The organism is Flagellimonas okinawensis, from assembly GCF_029194005.1.
Classification (GTDB): Bacteria; Bacteroidota; Bacteroidia; order Flavobacteriales; family Flavobacteriaceae; genus Flagellimonas; species Flagellimonas okinawensis.
Genome location: NZ_JARFVA010000001.1, coordinates 686,739 through 708,146 on the forward strand (window position 1 = coordinate 686,739; position 21,408 = coordinate 708,146).

Sequence of the window (21,408 nt, forward strand, 5' to 3'; positions counted from 1 at the left end):
CAGGAATATTATGAAGATGGCCTGTCAGGTCAAACAGTAGTTTTAACGCAACAACCTAACAAATAATAAAATGAAACTTACACAAAAAAATCAATACCCATAATGCTAACGTTCCTAATGACCCTTTTGGCCCTACAGGCGACCAGAGCACAGACCCAATGGGAAGCCCCGGCCAGTGCGGACAATTTGAACAATCCCTTAAAAAATGATGCCACGGCGACAGAAAGCGGCAAACGGACCTTCAGAATGCTCTGTGTGATCTGCCACGGGGCCAAGGGTAAGGGAGACGGCATGGGCGGAGCCGGATTGACCCCAAAACCCACCGACTTGACCAGTGCCAAGGTACAGTCCCAATCGGACGGTGCCCTATTCTGGAAATTGACCAACGGTAAGCCCCCTATGGCTTCCTATGAAACCGCACTTCCCGAAAACAAGAGATGGGAATTGATCAACTATATCAGAACCTTGAAAAAATGAAAAAACTACTAATGACCCTAATTATCTTAGGGTTGGGATCTTCGGCTTTGGCCCAGACCTACAACACCTTTGAACCCAGTAAGACGCAGTTCATGCTGCGTGGTTACGGACACACCGGATTTGAATATTTGGATACCGGTGGTGAACAAGAATCCACCTTTCTAGGGGCCACATTCGCCCCTATATTCCTCTACAAGCATTCCGACAAGCTCATGTTCGAGGCCGAACTGGAGTTTGAGCTCGAAGGAAATGAATTGAAAACGGGACTGGAATATGCCGATGTGATGTATGTGCTCAACAAGCACATGACCGTAAGGGCCGGTAAATTCCTGCTTCCCTTTGGAACCTTTATGGAGCGTTTGCACCCTGCATGGATCAACCGACTTCCAAGCAGACCCCTTGGATTTGGTCACGACGGAATTGCACCGGCCTCCGATATCGGTGTCGAACTCAGGGGGGCATTCGATCTGGGCGGTCCCAAAATGAACTATGCGGTTTATGTGACCAACGGTCCGCGCATCAAGGATGGAAGTGAGGAGCCTGAAGAAGCGGGTATGCTGGATTTCGGTTATTATGAAGATGTGAACCTGGCCAAGGCCTTGGGTGGCAGGATCGGCCTACTCCCGCTCTCGGATTCATCCATGGAATGGGGGATTTCCGCCTATACCACCAACAGTACCGGCGCAGAGGACTCCGATTACAAGGAAGTGGGTGCCTTTCTTTGGGCGCTGGATCTTTCCTATGTAAAATCGATCACCCCCTTACAAGGGGTTGTGGACATCAAGGCCCAGTACAACAGTTCCAATGTGGATACCGCCACCTACTATGAAATCGAAGATGGGATTTCCGAACCTTACTCCTTTGACAACCAAAGCAGCTCCTTTTATACACAATTGAGCTATCGCCCCATCATGTCGGGAAGCGACTTTATAAAGCAACTCGAATTTGTGGGTCGATATTCCGATTTTAACGCCCCTGAAGGAGCGGAGTGGGAAGAGAAGTCAACGCAGTACGCTTTTGGTTTGAACTATTGGCTGAGTTGGCGTTCCGTGGTCAAACTCAGCTATCAAACCACCAAGATGGAAGGTGGTCATGACAGTGATGGCACGACCCGAACCAATGGATTGTTTGTGCATTGGGCCATTGGATTTTAAAATCAAAAAAAGAAAGTGAAATGAAAACAACAACGAATTTTAAAGCAGCAATAATCCTGTCCGTCATGGCATCGATCATGGTCGCCTGCTCCTCCAATAAAAAACCCATTGCGACGGATACCGCGACCGAGGTGGCGGGGAGTGAAGTGGATTTCAAAATTGAAAAATCCGGGGCGCAGCTCTGGGGCGAGGTGTGCAACCGATGTCATATCGCCCCTTCACCCGCGGATTACAACGATACCGATTGGGAAACCATAAGCCTGCACATGCGGGTTCGGGCCAACCTGACGGAAGAGGAGATCACCAAAATCGAAACCTTTCTGAAATCAGCCAATTGACGTATAATCTTTAATTCATATACAATGAGAACTTTAGTAATTTTTTTTTCAGTGATGGGTCTTATGTCCTTAAACGGTTGCAAACAATCAACCGATGTAGAAGCCTTGCTTCAAAACGAGGAAACAAGAAGCGAGATCCTTAAAGATCTGGTACAAAACCATGATTATATGATGGAATTCATGGAACAGATGCAAGGGAGCGACCATGCCATGCAAATGATGCAGGGAAACAAAAAAATGATGGGCACCATGATGAAGGGACAAGGCATGCAAATGATGATGGGCGACAGCACCATGATGAACCAAATGATGGGCAACAGACAAATGATGCATTCCATGATGAACGGAATGATGAAGGATGGCGAGATGATGGGCGAAATGATGCAAATGATGCATGACAAAGGGATGATGAGCGAGGAATGCATTCAATCCGGCATGAAAATGATGGGGGACAAAGGAATGGGGATGAACCATTAGACCATGGGTTCGATCGGCCATGCCGAACACTTTGAATTCTTGACAACTAAAACGGATATCTCATGAAAAATCACTGGATATGGATGGTCCTGGGATGTGGACTACCACTGCTGTTCATTTTTTTGGCGCCTTCAATCGGGATGGGCGAGGGCGCTTCCCTTTTCATTTTCATCCTGGTCATGTTCGCCATCCACCTGTTCATACCGCACGGTTCGCATGGACATGGTGGAAATGGCCACACCCATGACAGGGAAAACGAACAGGGTTGATCGGAACAATAGCACCCATGGACTCCAAGGAACGAAATATTTTAATACAACCTTAAATCAAGTATCATGCATTATTACGACGGACATTTTGGAGGTATGCACCTTATATGGTGGATTATCTGGATCATCTTTTTGGCTTGGATATTCTTTATCCCATCGGACATTCCCTATAAAAGGCACCAAGAGGATAGCCCACTGGAAATTTTAAAAAAAAGATTTGCGAAAGGCGAAATTTCCAAGGAGGAATTTGAGGAATCAAAAAAGGTCCTTCAAACTGACAATGAATCTAAAACAGAAAAACCATGAATCGATTTAATGTAAAAAAATTAGGCTTTGCCTTTGGTCTTACTGGGGCCATAATCTATTTGGGCTGTATGATCGTAATGGCAACGGCCGGCAAAGAGGGTACGATATCCTTTTTCAACAGTCTACTGCACGGATTGGACACCACCAGCATCATACGAATGGATGTGCCCCTGTCCGAGGCTTTTTTGGGGCTTGTACAGACCTTCATCATAGGTTGGCTCATCGGGGCGTGCATAGGTGGGCTTTACAATGCCCAGATCAAACATCGAAAATAGCCTTACGTTTCGAAGATCATGCAGTACGTTTGGTTCATATGGTCCCTTATCATCCTGGCACTCTGGGCACTCCTTTTTGTGTTGAAAAAAGGGTATAGGGAAGAAATGCTCAAGATGAGTCTTATCACCATGCCCTTTGGATTGACCGAGCCCCTGTTCGTGCCGGAATATTGGCTTCCCCCCTCTTTGTTCCAATTGGCCGAAAAAACGGGTTTTGACCTGGAAAGCTTGCTGTTTTCCTTTGCGATAGGTGGGATAGGCACCGTGCTCTACAATTTGATATTTGGAAGGGTCCTTTCCAAAATCCCTTTGATCGAGCGCCATCATAAAAGGCATAATCTGCACCTATATCTTCTTTTTGTGCCCGCATTGGTCTTTGTCCCCATGGCGTTGTTCACCAAGCTTAATCCCATTTATTGTGGTGTTTTGGCCCTGCTTGCGGGTGGGTTGGCCACCCTTTATTGCAGGCCCGATCTAAAGGGAAAGGTCTGGGTGGGCGGCTTCCTGTTCACCTTGTTGTATTTTTTGTATTTCGGGAGCATACTTCCCTTCTACCCCCAATACGTCGATCTGTACTGGAACCTGGACAATCTTACCGGTATCCTTGTTTTCGGCATTCCCATGGAAGAGCTATGGTTCGCTTTCACTTTTGGAATGTACTGGTCCGGTTTGTACGAACACCTATTCTGGAGAAAAACCGTGAAATCCGAAACCCTATCCATTGACCCAAACCCTAATTGAACATGGACACAACAAATTGCGACACATCAAAGATAATCTGTCTACCAGAGCCGGGTATGCCCCGGATAGTGGTCATTGGCGGTGGTTTTGCCGGACTGGCCTTGGCAAAGGAATTGAAAAACAAGAAGGTTCAAGTGGTCCTATTGGACAAAAACAACTTTCATGCGTTTCAGCCTTTATTGTACCAAGTGGCAACGAGTGCCCTGGAACCGGACAGCATAGTTTTCCCATTCAGAAAGCAGTTCAATGGCTTCAAAAACCTAGTGTTCCGATTGGCGGAAGTATCAGAAATCCAACCTTTGTCCAATACGGTAGTGACCGACAAGGGGGCCGTTTCCTATGATTACCTGGTTTTGGCCACTGGGACAACGACCAACTTTTTTGGTATGGAAAGCGTTGCTAGGAACAGTTTGGGCATGAAGGGCATACGTGATGCCCTCAACATCCGGCATTTGATGCTGCAAAATCTGGAGCAGGCCGCCATTACCTGTGATGGGGAGGAACGCGATGCCCTCACCAATTTTGTCATCGTGGGCGGCGGTCCGGCCGGGGTTGAAATGGCAGGGGCCTTGGCCGAATTTCGTAGATACATCCTGCCAAAGGACTATCCAGAGTACCCATCCTCCACCATGGAAATCTACTTGGTGGAAGCCCTTGACGAACTATTGGGCACCATGTCGGACAAGGCCTCCACCAAGACACTGGCCTATTTAAGGGAACTTGAGGTAAACGTACTGTTCAACGAATCGGTAAGTGGGTATGACGGTAGTGTGGTCACCACAAAAAGTGGAAAGGAGATCAAGGCAAAAAACCTCATATGGACCGCAGGGGTGCAGGGGCAGTTCCCCAAAGGCATTGCCCCTGATAAAGTGGTAAAGGGCAACCGGCTCAAGACCGATCCCCATTTACATGTTGAGGGGTATGGGAATATTTTTGCCATTGGGGACATAGCCGCCTTGATCGGGGAAACGACTCCCAAAGGGCATCCCCAAGTGGCGCAGGTAGCCATCCAACAAGGCAGGTACCTTGGGCGGTCTCTTTGGGCCACCCTTCATGGAAAACCAACAAAACCCTTTTCCTACAAAGACAAGGGATCATTGGCCACAGTGGGCAAGCGCAAGGCCGTCGCCGATTTGGGCAAATTCAGGTTTGGCGGGTATCCCGCCTGGCTATTGTGGTCCATCGTTCACCTTATGTCCATCAGTGGTTTTAGAAATAGAATCCTGGTCGGTTTGAACTGGGCCGCAAGTTATTTCACCTATGAAAAGGGCAACCGTTTGATTATAAGGAATTTTAGCCCTCCAGACCAAGGCCCACCTAAAAAATCCAGAACGGGAAACTTCGGGAACCATAAAGAAAAAGTCCAATGAAGCGGAAACCAATATCCTATGATGTGATCAAAGGGAGGCTGATTTTTGAAAGAAAGGCCTTCCATGGACCCTTCAGGGGTAGCATCCAATTTTTGAACAACGTCCAATGGATATATCTGGACGACACGACCACAATTGCAGAACACATAAAACCCTATGAGCCATGAACAATATTCTAGTACCCACCGACTTTTCCAAAAACTGTGAAAAAGCAGCACAATTGGCCTTGGAAATGGCCAAGGCATACCAATCCGAGATCCATTTTTTGCACCTTATGAAAACACCCGTGGATTGGATAAAGCTGGATAAGGAAAAGGAAAAGCGCTATCCGGAGACCCTTAAACAGATCGGCAAGGCCAAAGCCGCCTTACGGGAGTTGGAAAAAACGGCCGAACGGAAGGGACTGAAGTGCCGGACCTTTCTTCAGTTTGATGCCGGACAAGCAGATATCCTGGAGCATTCGGGACATTTTCACCATGACTTCATCATTACCGGGAGCAGCGGTACCAAAGGAGTCGTTCGCGAATTGACGGGAAGCAATGTGGAACAAATTGTACGAAAGGCCCATGTCCCCGTTATCGTTGTAAAGGATGAAAAGCTACACTTTCCCTTCAAGAACATCGTGTTCGTTTCGGACTTTGAGGAAGATTGCAGCCAAGCCTTCGAGAAGGTCATCTCCATTGCCAAAAAATGCAATGCCCGGATACACTTCTTGCGCATCAATACCGAAACCGACCACAACAGTATCCGATTGGGCCTGTCCCCCATTGAAAATTTGCTGAAGAAATTCCCGGGATTGGAAAACTATGCGCTGGCGGTCTATAATGAACCTTCCGTTGAAACGGGGATCAATACCTTTGTTGCACAGCATCCCATTGATCTTATCGCCATGGTCACCCACGGCAAAACAGGGTTTTTAAGCCTGTTCCGAACCAGTATTGCCGAGGGCGTCACCAACCATGCGTCCTTGCCCGTAATGACCTTACACCTCTAAGCCATGGCCAAATCCGTTAACCTTATCAAACATTCGGGCGATGTAGTCCCGTTCGATCGTAAAAAACTGATCCATTCCTTACAACGTGCCCGCGCAAGCGATGTACTCATACAACAAATTGTGGAGCAAGTCGAGCACCAGATCCAGGATGGCATGACCACAAAAAAAGTATATCAGCTGGCCTTTACAATGCTTCGGAAAAAGTCCCGTGTGAGTGCCTCTAGATACAAGCTCAAAAAAGCATTGATGGAATTGGGCCCCTCCGGTTTTCCCTTCGAGAAATTGGTCGGTGAACTCATGGGGCGCGAAGGATTCTCCACCCAGGTAGGTGTCATAGTAGCGGGCAATTGCGTACAGCACGAAGTGGATGTCATAGCCCAAAAGGAAAATGTACATTATATGATCGAATGCAAATACCACAGTGACCAAGGCCGGTTTTGCAATGTCAAGACCCCTTTGTATATCCATTCCCGCTTTCTGGATGTGGAAAAGCAATGGGTCCGCCAAAAGGGACATGGTGCCAAACTCCATAAAGGTGGGGTGTACACCAATACCCGGTTGACCACTGACGCCATCCAATATGGGAACTGTGTTGGATTGCTCCTGTGCAGTTGGGACCATCCGAACGGAAACGGACTCAAGGATAGAATAGACAAGGCGGGTCTTCATCCCTTGACCGCCTTGACGACCCTTACCAAAGGGGAAAAAACAAAATTACTGGATAAGGGCATCGTCCTTTGCAAGGACATCCACGAAAACCCAATGTTGTTGGATGACATGGGAATCTCCAGATCCCGGCAAAAAAACATCTTGAACGATTCAAGGGAATTATGCAAAACCCATAGTCATGGACCTAGATAAAACAAACATTCATTTTTTGGGGGCGTCAGGTACGGTCACCGGCTCAAAATATCTTTTGGACACAGGAGACAGAAAAATACTGGTGGATTGTGGACTGTTCCAGGGACTGAAGGAACTGCGCCTTAAAAACTGGGAATATCCACCCGTAACGGTTTCGGAAATAGATGTGGTATTGCTCACCCATGGCCATATGGACCATACGGGATATCTTCCCCGATTGGTGAAACAGGGATTCAATGGGTCCATTTATGGAACATATCCCACCTTGGACATCACAAAGATCATTTTAAACGACACTGCCAAAATACAAGAGCAGGAAGCCGAACGTGCGAATAAGGAGGGCTATTCGAAACACCGTCCTGCCCAACCTCTCTACGACCTAAAGGATGTGGAAAAGACCCTTCCGCATTTCAAGGGGGTTCCCCAATCCCAATGGATTACCCTATTCGATGGCATAAGGGTACGGTTCCAATACAACGGACACATCCTGGGAGCCACACATATCGACTTGGATATACACGGAAAGCGCTTTGTTTTTTCAGGGGATATTGGAAGAACCAAGGACCTATTGCTTTACCCACCCCTAAAACCGAGAAAGGCCGATGTGCTTTTCATTGAATCGACCTATGGTGGAAGGTTCCATCCCGATGAGGCGGAAGCCCTCCCCTTGATCGAAAAATTGGTCCAGGACACCATAGCCAGGGGCGGTAGCCTTTTTATCCCCAGCTTCTCGGTAGAACGGGCCCAGCTCATGATGCTCATTTTTTGGAGGTTGCTGAAGGAGGGCAAAATCCCCAAGGTCCAAATGATCATGGACAGTCCGATGGGTACCGATGTATTGGAGCTTTTCCATCGTACAAGGGATTGGCACAAGTTGGAAGACCATGAATGTGATGAGATGTGTTCCCACTTCAACGTGGTAAGCAGCTATCGTGAAACCATGGAGCTGCGTATGGACCATAGCCCCAAAATCGTCATTGCGGGAAGCGGGATGCTAACCGGGGGGAGAATGCTCAACTATTTAGAGACCCAGGCCCCAAACCCGAACAATACCTTGCTTTTTGTAGGGTATCAGGCCGAGGGTACCCGGGGCAGAAAGCTGTTGGAAGGTGAAAAAGAACTAAAAGTATATGGAAAATGGGTGCCTTTCAACATGCAGGTCTGCGAGGTCGAAGGCCTATCGGCACATGCGGACCATGAGGAACTCCTGGGCTGGATGGACAGGATGGCCAATGCACCGGAACGGATATTCATCGTCCATGGGGAAAAGGATGGTGCCATCGCCCTACAAAGGGGCATCAAGGAAACCTATGGTTGGGAGGCCGAGATCCCACAATTATATCAAATCGAAGAAATCGCATAGACCATGGAACCCAATTCAAACACCTTAACATACAAACACCTTGGCATATACACCCAAAATGAAAATGTGGTGTACATGCGGTATGATTGCCACGTCTGTAAATCGGAAGGATTCGAAGCCCTTGTCCGGATAAGGGTCTCCAAGGCACCCCGTTCCATTGTGGCAAGCCTGAACGTGGTAAGTTCGAACATGCTCTTACCCGGTGAGATCGGTCTGTCCGATGCTGCGGCCCAGAAACTGGACGTTTCCGAAAACGACCTGTTGCACGTCTCCCATTTGGAGCCCATAGCGTCCCTTGGCCATGTCAGGGCAAAGATCTACAACAACAAACTCGACCGTGAGGCCTATGGGCATATCATTACGGATATCCTTGCGGGGGACTATTCCAACATCCACCTGTCGGCCTTCATCACGGCCTGTGCCGGTGACCGTATGGACTTGGATGAGATCACCGACCTGACCAAGGTCATGATCACCTCGGGCAAAACCCTGGACTGGAACCAAAGCATCATCGTCGATAAGCATTGCATCGGTGGACTTCCCGGCAACCGCACGACTCCCTTGGTGGTGGCCATGGTCACCGCATATGGACTAACGATGCCCAAAACATCCTCAAGGGCCATCACCTCCCCGGCAGGTACTGCGGACACCATGGAGGTCATGACCAACGTTACGCTTTCATCGGATGAAATAGAGCGGGTCGTAAACCAGGAAGGAGGCTGTTTTGTGTGGGGCGGAACAGCGCAACTGAGCCCTGCGGACGATGTGCTCATCAAAATTGAAAAGGCCTTGGATATCGATAGTGAAGGGCAACTTATCGCCTCGGTCCTATCCAAAAAAGCGGCCGCAGGCTCCACCCATGTGGTCATAGACATTCCTGTGGGCGAGACCGCCAAGGTTCGAAGCATGGAGATGGCCCAAAAACTTCAGAGGGATATGGAGGCGGTCGGCAGGGCCGTTGGCCTCACGGTAAAGATTGTGATAACGGACGGTACCCAACCTGTGGGAAGGGGCATAGGACCATCCCTGGAGGCCATGGATGTGCTCAGTGTGTTGAAAAATGAGGCCAAGGCCCCACAGGACCTAAAGGAACGTGCTGTTTTATTGGCAGGCGAACTGTTGGAACTTTCAGGAAAGGTGGTGTCAGGGGAAGGCAACAGAAGAGCACTTCAAGTATTGGAATCGGGAAAGGCCTACGATAAATTCATTTCCATTTGTGAAGCCCAGGGACGTTTCTCCCTCCCCGTCCCGGCACCCCATACCTTGGAGGTCAAAGCTGAAAGATCAGGTGTCCTACACCACATTGACAACAGAAAAATTGCCAAGCTCGCCAAGCTTTCAGGGGCGCCCCGGGCCAAATCCGCAGGGATTTCACTGTACGTCCGTTTGGGGGACCGTATAACAAAGGGCCAAACCCTTTATACCCTGCATGCGGTAACAGAGGGTGAACTACGATATGCACTGGACTATAAAAACGATCATGAAGACATCATAACCATCCTATAAAACTTAAACAACACCTATGGAAACCATTTTGTTCAGTCTACCCGGAAATGAAGAGCTCACTGCCCTTATGGCCAAGCAAATGAATGCCGAAGTGGGAAGGGCCATCTTGAGGAAATTCCCCGACGGGGAATCCTACACACGCATCCTTTCAAAGGTGGAAGGCAAGTGTGTTGTCCTGGTATGTACCCTTCACGAACCGGATGAGAAACTGTTGCCCCTCTATTTTTTAAGCCACACCGCCAAGGCACTCGGGGCAAAGTGTACCTGTTTGGTGGCCCCCTATCTCGCCTATATGCGACAGGATACGATCTTTCAGGAAGGGGAAGGTGTGAGCGCTGCATTTTTCGGAAAGTTGGTTTCGGGCTTTGCCGATAGCATGGTCACGGTGGATCCCCATCTGCACAGGATCACCTCCTTGGGCAAGGTCTATACCATCCCCAACAAGGTCATCCCCGCGGCCGACAACATATCCAAGTGGATAACGGAACATATCAAAGATCCGGTATTGATCGGCCCCGATTCAGAAAGTGAGCAGTGGGTCTCGGAGGTCGCCAAGAATGCCGGTGCCCCATTTACCGTATTGCAAAAGATTCGCCACGGCGATCGGGACGTGGAAGTTTCGGTCCCCGAAATAGATACCTACAGGGATGCCACCCCGATCTTGGTGGATGATATCATATCCACGGCACGAACCATGATCGAGACTGTCGGCCATCTTAAAAATGCGGGCATGAAACCACCAGTTTGTATCGGTGTCCACGCGGTATTCTCGGGCAATGCCTATGGTGACCTATTGGCCGCCGGGGTCGGGAATGTGGTGACCTGCAATACCATCCCCCACCCATCGAATGCCATCGATTTGAGTGGTATATTGGCAAGTGAAGTACAAAAAATGATGCATCACTTATGAAAAAACAAGGTTTTTTGTTATTGTTCCCATTCCTGATGTTCGCTCTCACCGCGAACGGACAGACGGACATGCTTATCGGCCAAATTTCAGGCCGATCCATCGTACGGGAAAATTTTGATGGCCAAGGAGCATTGCTCAACAAACAAACGTTCAAAGTCGGCGCGATCATGGAGAAAAATGGCAATTATGCCATTAAGGTGGTCGCACAAATGTTCGATAGGGACAACGAACCGACCGACACCTACTCCACCCTCTATAGCTGCAAGCCCGATCAGGCCAGTATGATGGTCATGGCCTTCCCGTTTTCCGACCCAGGTTCAAAGGAGACCGAGATCAACGCCACATCCACGGGATTCAAGGGGCTGTATGACTTGGACCACCTTGGGGACATTGAGATGAAGTTGACCTTTGATTCGGGCCTTTTGAACTTTTTTGGATCCAAGAGCCTGATACGGATCTACGGGCGGACTTGGGACAACGGGCAAAATGAACTTGATTCAAAAATCGAGATCAAGGCCTATGCCCTGGGCATACGGATAAAACAACTCCACTATACCGTCAAGGAGGAATTGAACGAGGACGGTTTATTGAAATTTCAGAAATTTACCGAAGAGGACCAAAGTTATTTCACGATGACCTATAATTGAAAGCCCATGAAAAATTACGATACCCTTTCAGAAGCCATATCCGATTTACAGGCAAAGGGCTATACCTATGATTTTAACCTCAAGCCCCATTGCCTGGAATGCGCTTCCCTTAAAATCGAAATTCGACCGGAGGACTTTAAGGTCGACCAGACCCATCGTTTTGAGGGGATGAGCAGCACCGATGACAACAGCGTGCTGTACGCCATATCCTCCAAGGATGGCATCAGGGGCATCCTGGTGGATGCCTATGGCGTCTATGCCGAAAACATTTCTGAAAAAATGAGAAAAAAATTACGATAACCCATAAAAAGGACCGATCATGGAAAAGCACCAACACCACGACCATTCACAGATGAACCACGATAAGACCGACCACTCCAAAATGGACCATGGCCCCGGGGGCCATTCGGGGCACAACCCCGCACATGGCCAAATGGGCCACGACCACCACAAAATGATGATCGCCGACTTTCGAAAGCGATTTTGGGCAACGCTGGTACTCACCATACCCATCTTGTTCCTATCGCCGATGATCCAGGATTTCTTTGGATATGAATTCCTGCTTCCCGGTAACCCTTACTTTCTTTTCGGGCTTTCCACCATTGTATATTTCTATGGGGGATGGCCTTTTTTGAAAGGTTTTTGGTCAGAAATAAAACAGGGTGCACCGGGAATGATGACCTTGATCTCCATGGCCATTTCCGTAGCCTATTTCTATAGCACGGCCACCGTATTCGGACTGAAGGGCCAAGACTTTTTCTGGGAACTGTCCACCCTTATAGCCATCATGCTACTCGGGCATTGGATAGAGATGAAGAGCGTCCTTGGTGCCTCAAAAGCCTTACAGTTGTTGGTCAGCATGATGCCTGCCGAAGCACACCGTGTCAAAGGGGAAACCATAGAGGACATACCGTTGGAAGCGGTATTGAAAGATGACATCATACTGGTCAAGCCGGGGGAAAAGGTCCCAGCCGACGGTACCATCGTCGAAGGCAGCAGTTACCTGAACGAATCCATGCTCACGGGGGAATCGAAACCTGTAAAGAAAGAGGAAAAGGACAAGGTGATCGGCGGTTCGGTCAATGGCAACAGCACCTTAAAGGTCAAAGTGGAGCACACGGGCAAGGATAGTTACCTCAACAAAGTGATCACGATGGTGGAAGAGGCCCAAAAGACCAAGTCCAAAATGCAGAACCTTTCCGATAGGGCCGCCAAATGGTTAACCTATATCGCCTTGACCATTGGTTTTGGAACCCTGGCGGTATGGCTGGCCCTGGGTTTCCCCTTTGTTTATGCCCTGGAACGCATGGTGACCGTTATGGTCATTGCCTGTCCCCATGCCCTGGGTCTTGCCATCCCTTTGGTGGTGGCCATTTCCACCGCGGTATCCGCCCAAAACGGCCTATTGATCCGCAACAGGACCGCCTTTGAGGAATCCCGGAAGATATCGGCCTTGTTATTTGATAAAACGGGGACCCTGACCAAAGGTGATTTTGGCGTTACCCGAATCCAATCGGTCGATGACAACTATTCCCAGGATGAAGTCCTTCGCCTGGCAAGTGCCTTGGAACAAAGCTCGGAACACCCCATTGCCGTGGGTATCATCAAAAGGGCCCAAGAGAAAAAGGTCACCATTCCCAATCCCTTGAACTTTCATGCGATCACTGGAAAAGGGGTCGAGGCAACCGTGGAGGACAAACCGGTAAAAGTGGTCAGTCCCGGTTTTTTAAGGGACAACAACATTCCCATTCCCAAAGACGCCTATAGCGATGCCGCCGAAACCGTGGTATTTGTGTTGATCGAGGAAAAACTGGCCGGATACATTGCACTGGCCGATGAGATACGATCGGAATCCCAAGAGGCCATTCAGGTATTCAAGAAGAACGACATCAAGGTATTGATGGCCACTGGGGACAATGAAAAAACGGCCAGGGCCGTTAGCGAAAAACTCGGTTTGGATGGCTATTATGCCGAAGTGTTGCCCCACCAAAAAGTGGAAATAGTGGAAGAACTCCAACGTAAGGGCGAGTTCGTGGCCATGACCGGGGACGGTGTGAACGATGCCCCGGCCCTTGCAAAGGCCAATGTGGGCATTGCCGTTGGTTCCGGTACGGACGTTGCGGCGGAAACCGCCGACATCATCTTAGTCAACAGTAACCCCAAGGATATAGCCAATCTCATCCTGTTCGGCAAGGCCACCTACAACAAAATGATCCAGAACCTGATTTGGGCAACGGCCTATAATGTGGTCGCCATTCCGTTGGCCGCCGGTGTACTGTATTCCTCAGGGTTTGTCATGGGCCCTGCCGTCGGTGCGGTGTTCATGAGCCTGAGCACCATCATTGTGGCCATCAATGCGCAGTTGTTAAAACGTAAGATAGGAAGTAATCAGATAAAAGGATGATAGGCAAATAGAGCAATTTAGCATATAAAAGGGTGCATTCCCAATAGCAATACGGATTTTCAGTGTTCCCGCAATCCTATTAGGCCACTACGAAGAGAATACTGGATTCTGGTATTAATACTGCTGGAAGCCAGTTCCATTTTTCCTGAGGTGTACCATTCCTAATTTATTTCCTTTCTTGGTAACCATTATAACCTTTGTTATGGCAAAATTTTGTTTTCATGTTAAAGTGTATACCCTATAAGGGATTCCACTTCTCTTTATCGATAGGTCAATAGTTGAGCTCCAACCTTCTGCCTCCACGGCTTTCCAAGAGAATCAGTCTTAGATGCTCCTTATGGAATAGGACAAATTTGGGTAGCACAAGTACAAATCGTTGGGAAGTCCCGGTTTTAATAATTTTGGGTCGTTCAAAGATAAAGTGGGGTTCCAACCTGGTTTCTTGATACGAGGATCTCCGTTTCAAGCTGCCATTTATCCTTAGGGCCTCAAGGGTGCCTACTTCAAAATCAATGCCTGATCGGTTGCGCACCTCTACAACCATAAATACTTGAGCGTTTCGGTAGACCAACCTTTTCAACAGCAATCGGATTCCCTTTCTTCGCACCGATGCCAAGGCACCATTCCCATCACTTGATGGCAATCCCCTTAAAAGAGGAAATCGAGCTGTGTGGGAAGCCAAGGAATCCCCTTTTTTTCCAGGTAATGGCTGTACTGGACCAATGCTATGCGCCTTGTCCACAAAAAAATGGGTTTGGGCAACGTTTTCCCTATAGGCCACCTTAAATTCATATGCTTGTCCGTCCATGGTGACCACCAAAAGGTTGGTAATGGTGTTGGCTGTGGACTGCAATAGCCCAAAATATTGAGCTTCTTCCCGGTTATAGGTAAAGATCGCTTTAGTGTTTCCCGTTATAGCCTGTTTGATGGGACTGGGAAAAAAGAGGGCCACGTTCATTTGTGAATTGGCTTGGATGGTGTCCAAAACCTTTTGGCCCGATACGGTGTGCCCATAGGCCATTAGCATTACTGCAATGATGACGTTTAGTGTTTTCATGATCTAGGTATTAAGAAAAATTGATAATGGTCGGAAATCTGAACTTTAACGGTACGTTGATCACGCTGAAATATGCGTTTGATCCCATTGAACTGGGGCACACCCGGCACATTGATCTCTCCAAGGCCCTCATCCAAAGACCGATCCACCACTTCACCCAGCAGATGGTTCTTCACATAAATCCCTTCCTGCCCATCCTGGGCATCATAGGCTTGCATATCCATAAGGGTTGTCCCCAATCGGGTAAGTTCCACCATCACCCGGTTGGGCCTTATCTTTACAAAGCCATAGAGGCGGGTACCTCCTGGCATCCTTTTCCCATCCACAACATAGTCATGGGCGAGTCGCAAGTCCAATCGTTGTCCATCCCGAAGGGTCTGGTCCCCATCCACATACACCTTGGCCACAGCAGTAGTTGGTAAATTTCCATCGGAACGGTTCCTTTTTGGATTGGAGGCAAAGAACAGTTGATGTACCAATCCTAGCTCCGTTTCCGTCCTTGGGGAACCCATTGTCAACTTTTCATCGTCTACCTTTACCTTCTTTACAGTCCCCAACCTGGACATTACGCCTGCATCCGACACAGAAACTTTTTTCGCAGTAAAGGCATTGGTATCAAAGACACTGTCTATGATACGCTGCTTTTCATATTCCATATAATCGGGATTGAAATACCCTTTATCATCCACCATGTGGTCGGGATACACTTGTGGTGCCGTGGATTGTTTTTCCACCTTGATGGCTTCCACGGCTTCCAGTTTGGTTTCAAACTCCACCGAAGTGTCCTCCAGATCCGGCATGGGGATCCTCCCTACATCAAGGCTTTCCTTTTTTGGCTTACCAAAAGTGACGATGCTATATATGGTGATAAAGAGTACCATACATGCCAGTACCAGCACAAAAACTATTTTATTCTTCTGTGTTTTCATGAGTTTCTAGTTTACGAAGTGAGTTTTCAAAAAAATCAGTGATCAACAATCCATGAGGATTATGGGGAAAATTCCGTTCCACCTGGATCAAATGTCCCGAGGTCACCAGTTCATAGGTATCGGTGACGGTTCCCCGATTGATCCGTATGTGCAATTGGGTCCTAAACGCAAAGGAAGACCCATCCCAATCCAGCTCTGTATCGATTCGGATGACCTCTTGCACAAGGGAATATTGCAACAACCGGTTATAGAAACCGTCTGCCTTTTTCTGTTGAAAGACAGCACCAACGGAGGCATTGCCCAACCAAAGGGCCTTCTCCATGTTCTTCTCATAACTGCCGGCATCCACCCCATAAAACCACCTATGAAACTGTTCCAAATGGGCCAGGGCCTCCACTTCCAGATGATCTCGTTGTTCGGCCCAGGAAAGCGGTATGACCTCCCCTTCCCCATTGACCACGAAGGCCCCGTTCAACGATTCACGGTATATCCTGCCCACTAGGACCATAGCAACCATACAGACCAAACCCGAGGCGATAACCACGCCAAGAACCACAAAACGGTTGAGCCGCAGCACATGAACAATACTTTTAAAAGGTGTTTTCATAGACTTCAATTTAACCGGTGAACAATCGAAGGGTAAAACTGGTCGCCCTTCGGTACAATTTAAATTTGAGCAAGACAATAAAGCCAATGGTCCCGAGTTCAATGATGGAGGCAAAGAATTCACGCCCAAAATCAAAACCAAAGAGGTTCCCCCAGAAGTTGGTACTGATCTCCGTATAAAGGTTGTTGACGAAGACATTGACCAAAAAGAAGGCGGGAACCAGCATATATACTGCTGCATAGAGCTTGAAATAATTATAGGCCAATGGCCTGAACTTTTCAAAGACGGCCAAGCTGATGACCAAGGGAAAAAAGGCCTGTAGGATCCCCAATAGGAAATATCGCTCTGCAAGGAACAAAGGATAGATGAACAGGTCCATCAACCAAAGAATGACCCCGATGATAAAGGCCAAGACCTTTAATCCGTACAAAGGAGTGACCAAGGCCTCATACAACAGTGCCATGGCTTTCTTGGCGGCTTCCAAGGCACCCACATCCCGTTCCAGGTCCACATCCTGCAACTGTAATGGGAGGAGTGCCGGAGCCGTGTCCCGGTATTGGGCCTCAATGGCCACCAGGATCCCATCGAACACTCCCAATACCTCAGTGGAGAAAATGACCAAGAGCACCACCAAAAAATTCTTGGCCAGTTCCGTGGGGGTCAACCCCCAGGTATGGCCATCGGTGGAAGCTATTCCCTCATTGTATTTCTTCAAAATATTGATCAAAAAAAACAGTACGGCCAGGGTCTTCATCCCCACAATGGTATATTGGGAGAAATCACTGTCCTTGATGGTCTGGAAGACGGCATCCACATATTCCAATCCTATGCCCAAAAAGATTCCCGCCATCAGTAATTGGTTTCCCGGTTATTGATGATATCCTGCATACGCCGAAAGGAGATGATTTCCCGGTACCTTCGTGTCTTGACCTCCAACTCGGCCACCATTTCCTGCGACTGCACTTTTTTTTCCATCAAAATGGCCGTGCGCTCCGCATCGGACATCTTCAAAAAATCACTGGACAAAATCTGGTTTACAAAATCGAGATCATCAATGGCCGTATCCATGATCTGTTCAAAGGCTCTGGATACCTGTTCCACCTCCCCGGCTTTGATATAGGGGGAATTCAAAATATCCCTCAATTCATTTTGCACGGTATTGAAAAGGATTTCATTGTTCCGTGCGAGTTCCCGCACCGCCTTCAATTGTTTAATGGTATTGTTGACTTTGACAATATTGTCCTTCTGTTCCTTTAAAAACTCCACGGTCTTTAGCAGTTCAGAGGTCTGCTTTGCAGATTCCAACAGGGATTTGGTCATGCTGATAAAGTTCGTATTGTCATACACCGGCATTCCCTGGGCCGTAGCACGGCCGGGCAAGGAAATGGCCAAGATCAGAGCGAGTATCAAAGTCTTGGGATTCTTCCAAAGGGTTTGTTTTATTGTTACTCTCATATCATTTTCTTTTGTTGATTTATAAATTCAGTAATGGCCCGTTCCATATTCCCAAACTGTTCAAAGAGCTCCATAAGCTGGCCATGTTCCACCCCATCGGTGAGATAGGCGGCATAGACCTCTGGGGGCACCTCCAAGCGAAAGACATTGCTTTCCTTCCCGATTTTGATAAAGATTTCGGTGTATTTGCGCACCCCGGTAAGGTTGTTTCTAAGGGACTTCAATTGATTGAGATCATGGTTGGAGAGGTGCAACCGTCTAACCAATTCATCATAGCCCTTCTCGTTCCGTAAACTGTACACGACCTGCGTATTCTCCAGGATACTTGCCGAAGTGGCATTTTCCGGTAATTGGTTGATGGATTGCAGGATGATACCAATGGCCCCGTTTTGCTTTCGGATGGCCTGGTAATAGAACTCCACACTCTCCAATACATGGGGAAATTTAAGCTGCTTGGCAAACTCATCGAAAAGAATAATGCCCCGTTCCGACCTGTTCCTCCAAATGGTGCGTTGGATGGCGGACTTGATCAATTTGAGCATTACGGACAGGATTTCCTTATTGTCTCGCACTTCGTCCAGTTCAAAGACAATCAGGCGCTTGTCCTCTATTTTATAGGTCTGGTCTTCTGCCACATGGAACAGAAAACTGTACAGTCCCCCATCCACATATTCGGAAAGAATGTGCAAAAATCCATAGACATTGAAATCGGATTCATGAACTCGGGTCTCCTCGATCAAGGTATCCTTGTGCTTATCAACAAACTGATATAGGGAAGCCAAGGAATGCCCCGCCCTGACAGCATCATAATAGTGCAACAACACTTTTTTCAAGGCCACTTCCTTGGATTTGGTCACCTGGTTTTCAGCCAAGAGCTCCAAAAGAAAGAGGGCCAGATCTTCCAGTCGTTCAGGGGTCAAATCGGACGGATCGGCGATATAAAAGGGATTAATACCCAAATTCTTGCCTTGCTCATAGCGAAGGACCACGTGATCATCGGGATACAATTGGGCAAATTTGGCATAAGAACCCCCTAAATCGATAATGACCAGTCGTACATCCGCCTCAAAGTATTGACGTAGGATATTATTGGCCAAGAAGGATTTCCCTTCTCCTGTCGGGGCAAAAATGGCAAAGTTCCGGGCCTTGATACGCCTTTTCCCCTCGTCCCATACATCCTTGACCACAGGAATATTGTACTGTCTATCATTAAAAACGATTCCTGTTTCATCAGAGCGATAATTGGTATTGTTGATATACAGACAAAGGGCTGCCTTCAGGTCCATCACAAAAAGATCTTCATTGGAAAAGTTGGAAGCATAACTGGGATAGGAGTTCAAAAAATAATGTTTGCGCTCCTCCCCATGGGGATGATAGGGTCGTATATCCAGTTCCTTCAATTGCGCCTTGATGCCAGAAGCAATTCGCTTCAACACCCCAACTTCCGTATGCCAATAAACAATATTCACATGGCCACGAATTATTCGTGCGGTATCATCCCCATTGATCCTGTCCAAGATATGTTGGACCTTGTTGCGGACCACTTTGTTCTGGGAACCAAAATTGGAGCTCTTGGAGAGTTCCTCAATTTTTTTATCCAATAGTTTACGCCATTGATGGGTATCATCTAGATATAGGATTTGGTTGATGATATGGTTCTCCCCCAATTCCAGTCCCAGACCGTCCAAAAAACCTTTATGAAAACTGAATCCGTCCGAACTGAATTTCCCGTTGGGCACACTGCTTTGCACGGTTTCTCCAAAACATTCTTCATGGTTGATGGCCATCACATCAAAATAATGGTCACCAATTTCTATGGGGCCTTTCCCAAACTGGATATCCGTATCAAAATCAAGATTGTATCCATTGAAATAAGCATGGGTATGCTCCAATATGGCTTCAGGTTCCATGGGTACCATGGACACGCTTTTGGAGTTGTTGATATAGGATACCGCATCGTTGACGGCGGTCACAAATTCCGCTACCTGCACATCCAGTTTCCGGTGCAACCCTTTCTCTACTTTTCGAAAGGGATTGACATATTTGGTGGCATTAAGGGCTTTATCAAGAGGAAGTACAAAGAAGAGATAACTCTGATGGTCCAAATGCTCCCTACCCACAAAATAATCATGGGTGGCCTTGGCCAGAAAGGTTTCCTTTGGAAGGTTCCTAGCATCATAACCTTTCTTTTGATACCTATCCTGCTTATGGATAATAGCACCCACGGGCAAGGATTTAAAGGCCTGGAACCACATCCCGTGCAGCTCCTCAAAATCCGTCTCAGAAAGGGAGTATATCTCAGGTAATTCCACTTGATAACACAACACCACATCGCCATTGCTCCCAAAAACCACATGGTTCTGGATATCCAGGATTGGGTGATATGCATTGAAATTGAGCTTAGACATAGTCAATGGGATTCAATTGTTTGAGGCTTATAATCTTGGGAAAGGTTTGCACTACCTTGAATTGGAAGGGTTTCTTCACCCACTGCAACAATGCCCCATAGAGCAGGGCATTGAAGAGCAGTAGGCACACGATGACACCAAAATGAAAAGAAAAAATGATGATCAAAAGCGAACAGATGATAGACACCATCATCAAGGCAAACAGGGAAATGGACAGTCCCATGATCATGGCCCGCTTTCGTATATTTCTATAGACCTCGAACTGTTTCATCAGACCACGATTCCGATGAGATAGGTAAAGATGCCCACAACGGCCCCGGCAATCAGCACAAAGACTAAGACCCGGGTAATGCCCCTTTTTAGGTCAGCGTTCTCCCCAAAGAAATGTCCGGCATTAAAAAGGAAGCCCACCAAAAAGATGACCCCAAGAATGATAGGGAATATGGCCCGAATGGTATCGGAAATATCGTTGACCGAATCCTCGATGCCCCCGATCTGGGCCAAAAGAGCACTAGATGTAAAAAGTAAGAACAGGGTAATGAAGAAAGATTTTCGCATATCGTAAACGTTTAAGAATTAGACGATTATTGATATGTGAAAAGTACAGGAATATCCAATTCAAATAACTGATAATCAGCAATTTGTCAGTAAAATTAAATTTCGTTTTAGATATATTCTTTTGATGTCGATTTGCATCAAATTAAAAGGCAGGTTCACAAACTAATGTTGATAAAATTTAACCATGACCTACGAATTGAGTCAAAAACGTCAACTTATTACTGTGATTGACCTACAACTTGACGAATATCCAGTTCCATATTCATATATTTGACAGGTTTTGACAAGTTAATATTTGACAA

General features: G+C 47.5%; 26 protein-coding genes. 18 read left to right on the plus strand and 8 right to left on the minus strand.

Features of this window, described 5'->3' with window-relative positions:
• The first annotated feature begins 102 nt into the window (after positions 1-102).
• From PY091_RS03250 to PY091_RS03335, 18 genes are all read left to right on the plus strand, one after another.
• Positions 103-477 (plus strand): c-type cytochrome, encoded by a 375-nt coding sequence (locus PY091_RS03250; RefSeq protein ID WP_226789941.1) that lies wholly within the window; start codon positions 103-105, stop codon positions 475-477.
• On the plus strand, positions 474-1,631 hold the full coding sequence (locus PY091_RS03255; protein ID WP_090294894.1) for a hypothetical protein: 1,158 nt from the start codon (positions 474-476) through the stop codon (positions 1,629-1,631). The genes PY091_RS03250 and PY091_RS03255 overlap by 4 nt, the downstream gene beginning before the upstream one ends.
• Positions 1,632-1,651: 20 nt before the next feature.
• A complete protein-coding gene (locus PY091_RS03260; RefSeq protein ID WP_139150385.1) occupies positions 1,652-1,969 on the plus strand; it encodes a hypothetical protein in 318 nt (105 codons plus the stop codon).
• A 24-nt stretch (positions 1,970-1,993) separates the two neighbouring features.
• Positions 1,994-2,446 carry a hypothetical protein gene (locus PY091_RS03265; protein ID WP_090294890.1) on the plus strand — a complete coding sequence of 151 codons (453 nt, stop codon included), beginning with the start codon at positions 1,994-1,996 and terminating at the stop codon, positions 2,444-2,446.
• Between the two features lie 62 nt (positions 2,447-2,508).
• Positions 2,509-2,715: a hypothetical protein gene (locus tag PY091_RS03270; protein ID WP_275648310.1), complete on the plus strand. Its 207-nt coding sequence runs from the start codon at positions 2,509-2,511 to the stop codon at positions 2,713-2,715.
• A gap of 66 nt (positions 2,716-2,781) precedes the next feature.
• The gene (locus PY091_RS03275) at positions 2,782-3,021 is read left to right on the plus strand and encodes an SHOCT domain-containing protein (RefSeq protein ID WP_090294886.1); all 240 of its coding nucleotides are present in this window, start codon (positions 2,782-2,784) and stop codon (positions 3,019-3,021) included.
• Positions 3,018-3,296 (plus strand): DUF5676 family membrane protein, encoded by a 279-nt coding sequence (locus PY091_RS03280; protein WP_090294883.1) that lies wholly within the window; start codon positions 3,018-3,020, stop codon positions 3,294-3,296. Before PY091_RS03275 ends, PY091_RS03280 begins: the two co-directional genes overlap by 4 nt.
• A gap of 18 nt (positions 3,297-3,314) precedes the next feature.
• Positions 3,315-4,037, plus strand: coding sequence for a lycopene cyclase domain-containing protein (locus PY091_RS03285; RefSeq protein WP_090294881.1), 723 nt, complete (start codon positions 3,315-3,317; stop codon positions 4,035-4,037).
• 2 nt (positions 4,038-4,039) lie between these two features.
• Positions 4,040-5,407 (plus strand): NAD(P)/FAD-dependent oxidoreductase, encoded by a 1,368-nt coding sequence (locus PY091_RS03290; protein ID WP_090294879.1) that lies wholly within the window; start codon positions 4,040-4,042, stop codon positions 5,405-5,407.
• A complete protein-coding gene (locus PY091_RS03295; RefSeq protein WP_275648311.1) occupies positions 5,404-5,574 on the plus strand; it encodes a hypothetical protein in 171 nt (56 codons plus the stop codon). The genes PY091_RS03290 and PY091_RS03295 overlap by 4 nt, the downstream gene beginning before the upstream one ends.
• On the plus strand, positions 5,571-6,401 hold the full coding sequence (locus PY091_RS03300) for a universal stress protein (protein WP_090294878.1): 831 nt from the start codon (positions 5,571-5,573) through the stop codon (positions 6,399-6,401). Before PY091_RS03295 ends, PY091_RS03300 begins: the two co-directional genes overlap by 4 nt.
• Before the next feature lie 3 nt (positions 6,402-6,404).
• Positions 6,405-7,262: an ATP cone domain-containing protein gene (locus tag PY091_RS03305; RefSeq protein ID WP_090294876.1), complete on the plus strand. Its 858-nt coding sequence runs from the start codon at positions 6,405-6,407 to the stop codon at positions 7,260-7,262.
• Positions 7,249-8,625 carry an MBL fold metallo-hydrolase RNA specificity domain-containing protein gene (locus PY091_RS03310; RefSeq protein ID WP_275648312.1) on the plus strand — a complete coding sequence of 459 codons (1,377 nt, stop codon included), beginning with the start codon at positions 7,249-7,251 and terminating at the stop codon, positions 8,623-8,625. The genes PY091_RS03305 and PY091_RS03310 overlap by 14 nt, the downstream gene beginning before the upstream one ends.
• A gap of 3 nt (positions 8,626-8,628) precedes the next feature.
• Complete coding sequence (locus PY091_RS03315) at positions 8,629-10,131, plus strand: thymidine phosphorylase family protein (RefSeq protein ID WP_090294871.1); 1,503 nt, start codon at positions 8,629-8,631, stop codon at positions 10,129-10,131.
• A 16-nt stretch (positions 10,132-10,147) separates the two neighbouring features.
• The gene (locus PY091_RS03320; RefSeq protein WP_090294868.1) at positions 10,148-11,041 is read left to right on the plus strand and encodes a ribose-phosphate pyrophosphokinase; all 894 of its coding nucleotides are present in this window, start codon (positions 10,148-10,150) and stop codon (positions 11,039-11,041) included.
• Positions 11,038-11,688 (plus strand): hypothetical protein, encoded by a 651-nt coding sequence (locus PY091_RS03325; protein WP_090294866.1) that lies wholly within the window; start codon positions 11,038-11,040, stop codon positions 11,686-11,688. Before PY091_RS03320 ends, PY091_RS03325 begins: the two co-directional genes overlap by 4 nt.
• A 6-nt stretch (positions 11,689-11,694) precedes the next feature.
• Positions 11,695-11,988, plus strand: coding sequence for a phosphoribosylpyrophosphate synthetase (locus PY091_RS03330; RefSeq protein WP_090294862.1), 294 nt, complete (start codon positions 11,695-11,697; stop codon positions 11,986-11,988).
• A gap of 19 nt (positions 11,989-12,007) precedes the next feature.
• Positions 12,008-14,092: a copper-translocating P-type ATPase gene (locus PY091_RS03335; protein WP_275648313.1), complete on the plus strand. Its 2,085-nt coding sequence runs from the start codon at positions 12,008-12,010 to the stop codon at positions 14,090-14,092.
• 271 nt (positions 14,093-14,363) lie between these two features.
• Here PY091_RS03335 and PY091_RS03340 read toward each other — a convergent pair whose 3' ends face one another.
• From PY091_RS03340 to PY091_RS03375, 8 genes are read right to left on the minus strand one after another with little or no spacing between them, the layout of a single operon-like run.
• Positions 14,364-15,149: a DUF4138 domain-containing protein gene (locus PY091_RS03340; protein WP_090294857.1), complete on the minus strand. Its 786-nt coding sequence runs from the start codon at positions 15,147-15,149 to the stop codon at positions 14,364-14,366.
• The gene (gene traM, locus PY091_RS03345) at positions 15,146-16,078 is read right to left on the minus strand and encodes a conjugative transposon protein TraM (RefSeq protein ID WP_275648314.1); all 933 of its coding nucleotides are present in this window, start codon (positions 16,076-16,078) and stop codon (positions 15,146-15,148) included. Before traM ends, PY091_RS03340 begins: the two co-directional genes overlap by 4 nt.
• Positions 16,059-16,685: a conjugal transfer protein TraK gene (locus tag PY091_RS03350; protein ID WP_090294852.1), complete on the minus strand. Its 627-nt coding sequence runs from the start codon at positions 16,683-16,685 to the stop codon at positions 16,059-16,061. Before PY091_RS03350 ends, traM begins: the two co-directional genes overlap by 20 nt.
• A 10-nt stretch (positions 16,686-16,695) precedes the next feature.
• Entirely contained in the window at positions 16,696-17,535 is an 840-nt protein-coding gene (locus tag PY091_RS03355; protein ID WP_275648315.1) for a hypothetical protein, read from the minus strand.
• Positions 17,535-18,140: a conjugal transfer protein gene (locus PY091_RS03360; protein WP_275648316.1), complete on the minus strand. Its 606-nt coding sequence runs from the start codon at positions 18,138-18,140 to the stop codon at positions 17,535-17,537. Before PY091_RS03360 ends, PY091_RS03355 begins: the two co-directional genes overlap by 1 nt.
• Entirely contained in the window at positions 18,137-20,548 is a 2,412-nt protein-coding gene (locus PY091_RS03365) for a TraG family conjugative transposon ATPase (protein ID WP_163636518.1), read from the minus strand. The genes PY091_RS03360 and PY091_RS03365 overlap by 4 nt, the downstream gene beginning before the upstream one ends.
• Entirely contained in the window at positions 20,541-20,819 is a 279-nt protein-coding gene (locus PY091_RS03370; RefSeq protein WP_275648317.1) for a hypothetical protein, read from the minus strand. The genes PY091_RS03365 and PY091_RS03370 overlap by 8 nt, the downstream gene beginning before the upstream one ends.
• Positions 20,819-21,106 (minus strand): hypothetical protein, encoded by a 288-nt coding sequence (locus PY091_RS03375; RefSeq protein ID WP_090294840.1) that lies wholly within the window; start codon positions 21,104-21,106, stop codon positions 20,819-20,821. Before PY091_RS03375 ends, PY091_RS03370 begins: the two co-directional genes overlap by 1 nt.
• Positions 21,107-21,408: the final 302 nt, after the last annotated feature.

What these genes read in the sequence shown, in the direction of transcription:
- PY091_RS03250 (WP_226789941.1), top strand. Translation starts at nt 103, where the DNA reads ATGCTAACGTTCCTAATGACCCTTTTGGCCCTACAGGCGACCAGAGCA.
- PY091_RS03255 (WP_090294894.1), top strand. Translation starts at nt 474, where the DNA reads ATGAAAAAACTACTAATGACCCTAATTATCTTAGGGTTGGGATCTTCG.
- PY091_RS03260 (WP_139150385.1), top strand. Translation starts at nt 1,652, where the DNA reads ATGAAAACAACAACGAATTTTAAAGCAGCAATAATCCTGTCCGTCATG.
- PY091_RS03265 (WP_090294890.1), top strand. Translation starts at nt 1,994, where the DNA reads ATGAGAACTTTAGTAATTTTTTTTTCAGTGATGGGTCTTATGTCCTTA.
- PY091_RS03270 (WP_275648310.1), top strand. Translation starts at nt 2,509, where the DNA reads ATGAAAAATCACTGGATATGGATGGTCCTGGGATGTGGACTACCACTG.
- PY091_RS03275 (WP_090294886.1), top strand. Translation starts at nt 2,782, where the DNA reads ATGCATTATTACGACGGACATTTTGGAGGTATGCACCTTATATGGTGG.
- PY091_RS03280 (WP_090294883.1), top strand. Translation starts at nt 3,018, where the DNA reads ATGAATCGATTTAATGTAAAAAAATTAGGCTTTGCCTTTGGTCTTACT.
- PY091_RS03285 (WP_090294881.1), top strand. Translation starts at nt 3,315, where the DNA reads ATGCAGTACGTTTGGTTCATATGGTCCCTTATCATCCTGGCACTCTGG.
- PY091_RS03290 (WP_090294879.1), top strand. Translation starts at nt 4,040, where the DNA reads ATGGACACAACAAATTGCGACACATCAAAGATAATCTGTCTACCAGAG.
- PY091_RS03295 (WP_275648311.1), top strand. Translation starts at nt 5,404, where the DNA reads ATGAAGCGGAAACCAATATCCTATGATGTGATCAAAGGGAGGCTGATT.
- PY091_RS03300 (WP_090294878.1), top strand. Translation starts at nt 5,571, where the DNA reads ATGAACAATATTCTAGTACCCACCGACTTTTCCAAAAACTGTGAAAAA.
- PY091_RS03305 (WP_090294876.1), top strand. Translation starts at nt 6,405, where the DNA reads ATGGCCAAATCCGTTAACCTTATCAAACATTCGGGCGATGTAGTCCCG.
- PY091_RS03310 (WP_275648312.1), top strand. Translation starts at nt 7,249, where the DNA reads ATGGACCTAGATAAAACAAACATTCATTTTTTGGGGGCGTCAGGTACG.
- PY091_RS03315 (WP_090294871.1), top strand. Translation starts at nt 8,629, where the DNA reads ATGGAACCCAATTCAAACACCTTAACATACAAACACCTTGGCATATAC.
- PY091_RS03320 (WP_090294868.1), top strand. Translation starts at nt 10,148, where the DNA reads ATGGAAACCATTTTGTTCAGTCTACCCGGAAATGAAGAGCTCACTGCC.
- PY091_RS03325 (WP_090294866.1), top strand. Translation starts at nt 11,038, where the DNA reads ATGAAAAAACAAGGTTTTTTGTTATTGTTCCCATTCCTGATGTTCGCT.
- PY091_RS03330 (WP_090294862.1), top strand. Translation starts at nt 11,695, where the DNA reads ATGAAAAATTACGATACCCTTTCAGAAGCCATATCCGATTTACAGGCA.
- PY091_RS03335 (WP_275648313.1), top strand. Translation starts at nt 12,008, where the DNA reads ATGGAAAAGCACCAACACCACGACCATTCACAGATGAACCACGATAAG.
- PY091_RS03340 (WP_090294857.1), bottom strand. Translation starts at nt 15,149, where the DNA reads ATGAAAACACTAAACGTCATCATTGCAGTAATGCTAATGGCCTATGGG.
- traM (WP_275648314.1), bottom strand. Translation starts at nt 16,078, where the DNA reads ATGAAAACACAGAAGAATAAAATAGTTTTTGTGCTGGTACTGGCATGT.
- PY091_RS03350 (WP_090294852.1), bottom strand. Translation starts at nt 16,685, where the DNA reads ATGAAAACACCTTTTAAAAGTATTGTTCATGTGCTGCGGCTCAACCGT.
- PY091_RS03355 (WP_275648315.1), bottom strand. Translation starts at nt 17,535, where the DNA reads ATGGCGGGAATCTTTTTGGGCATAGGATTGGAATATGTGGATGCCGTC.
- PY091_RS03360 (WP_275648316.1), bottom strand. Translation starts at nt 18,140, where the DNA reads ATGAGAGTAACAATAAAACAAACCCTTTGGAAGAATCCCAAGACTTTG.
- PY091_RS03365 (WP_163636518.1), bottom strand. Translation starts at nt 20,548, where the DNA reads ATGTCTAAGCTCAATTTCAATGCATATCACCCAATCCTGGATATCCAG.
- PY091_RS03370 (WP_275648317.1), bottom strand. Translation starts at nt 20,819, where the DNA reads ATGAAACAGTTCGAGGTCTATAGAAATATACGAAAGCGGGCCATGATC.
- PY091_RS03375 (WP_090294840.1), bottom strand. Translation starts at nt 21,106, where the DNA reads ATGCGAAAATCTTTCTTCATTACCCTGTTCTTACTTTTTACATCTAGT.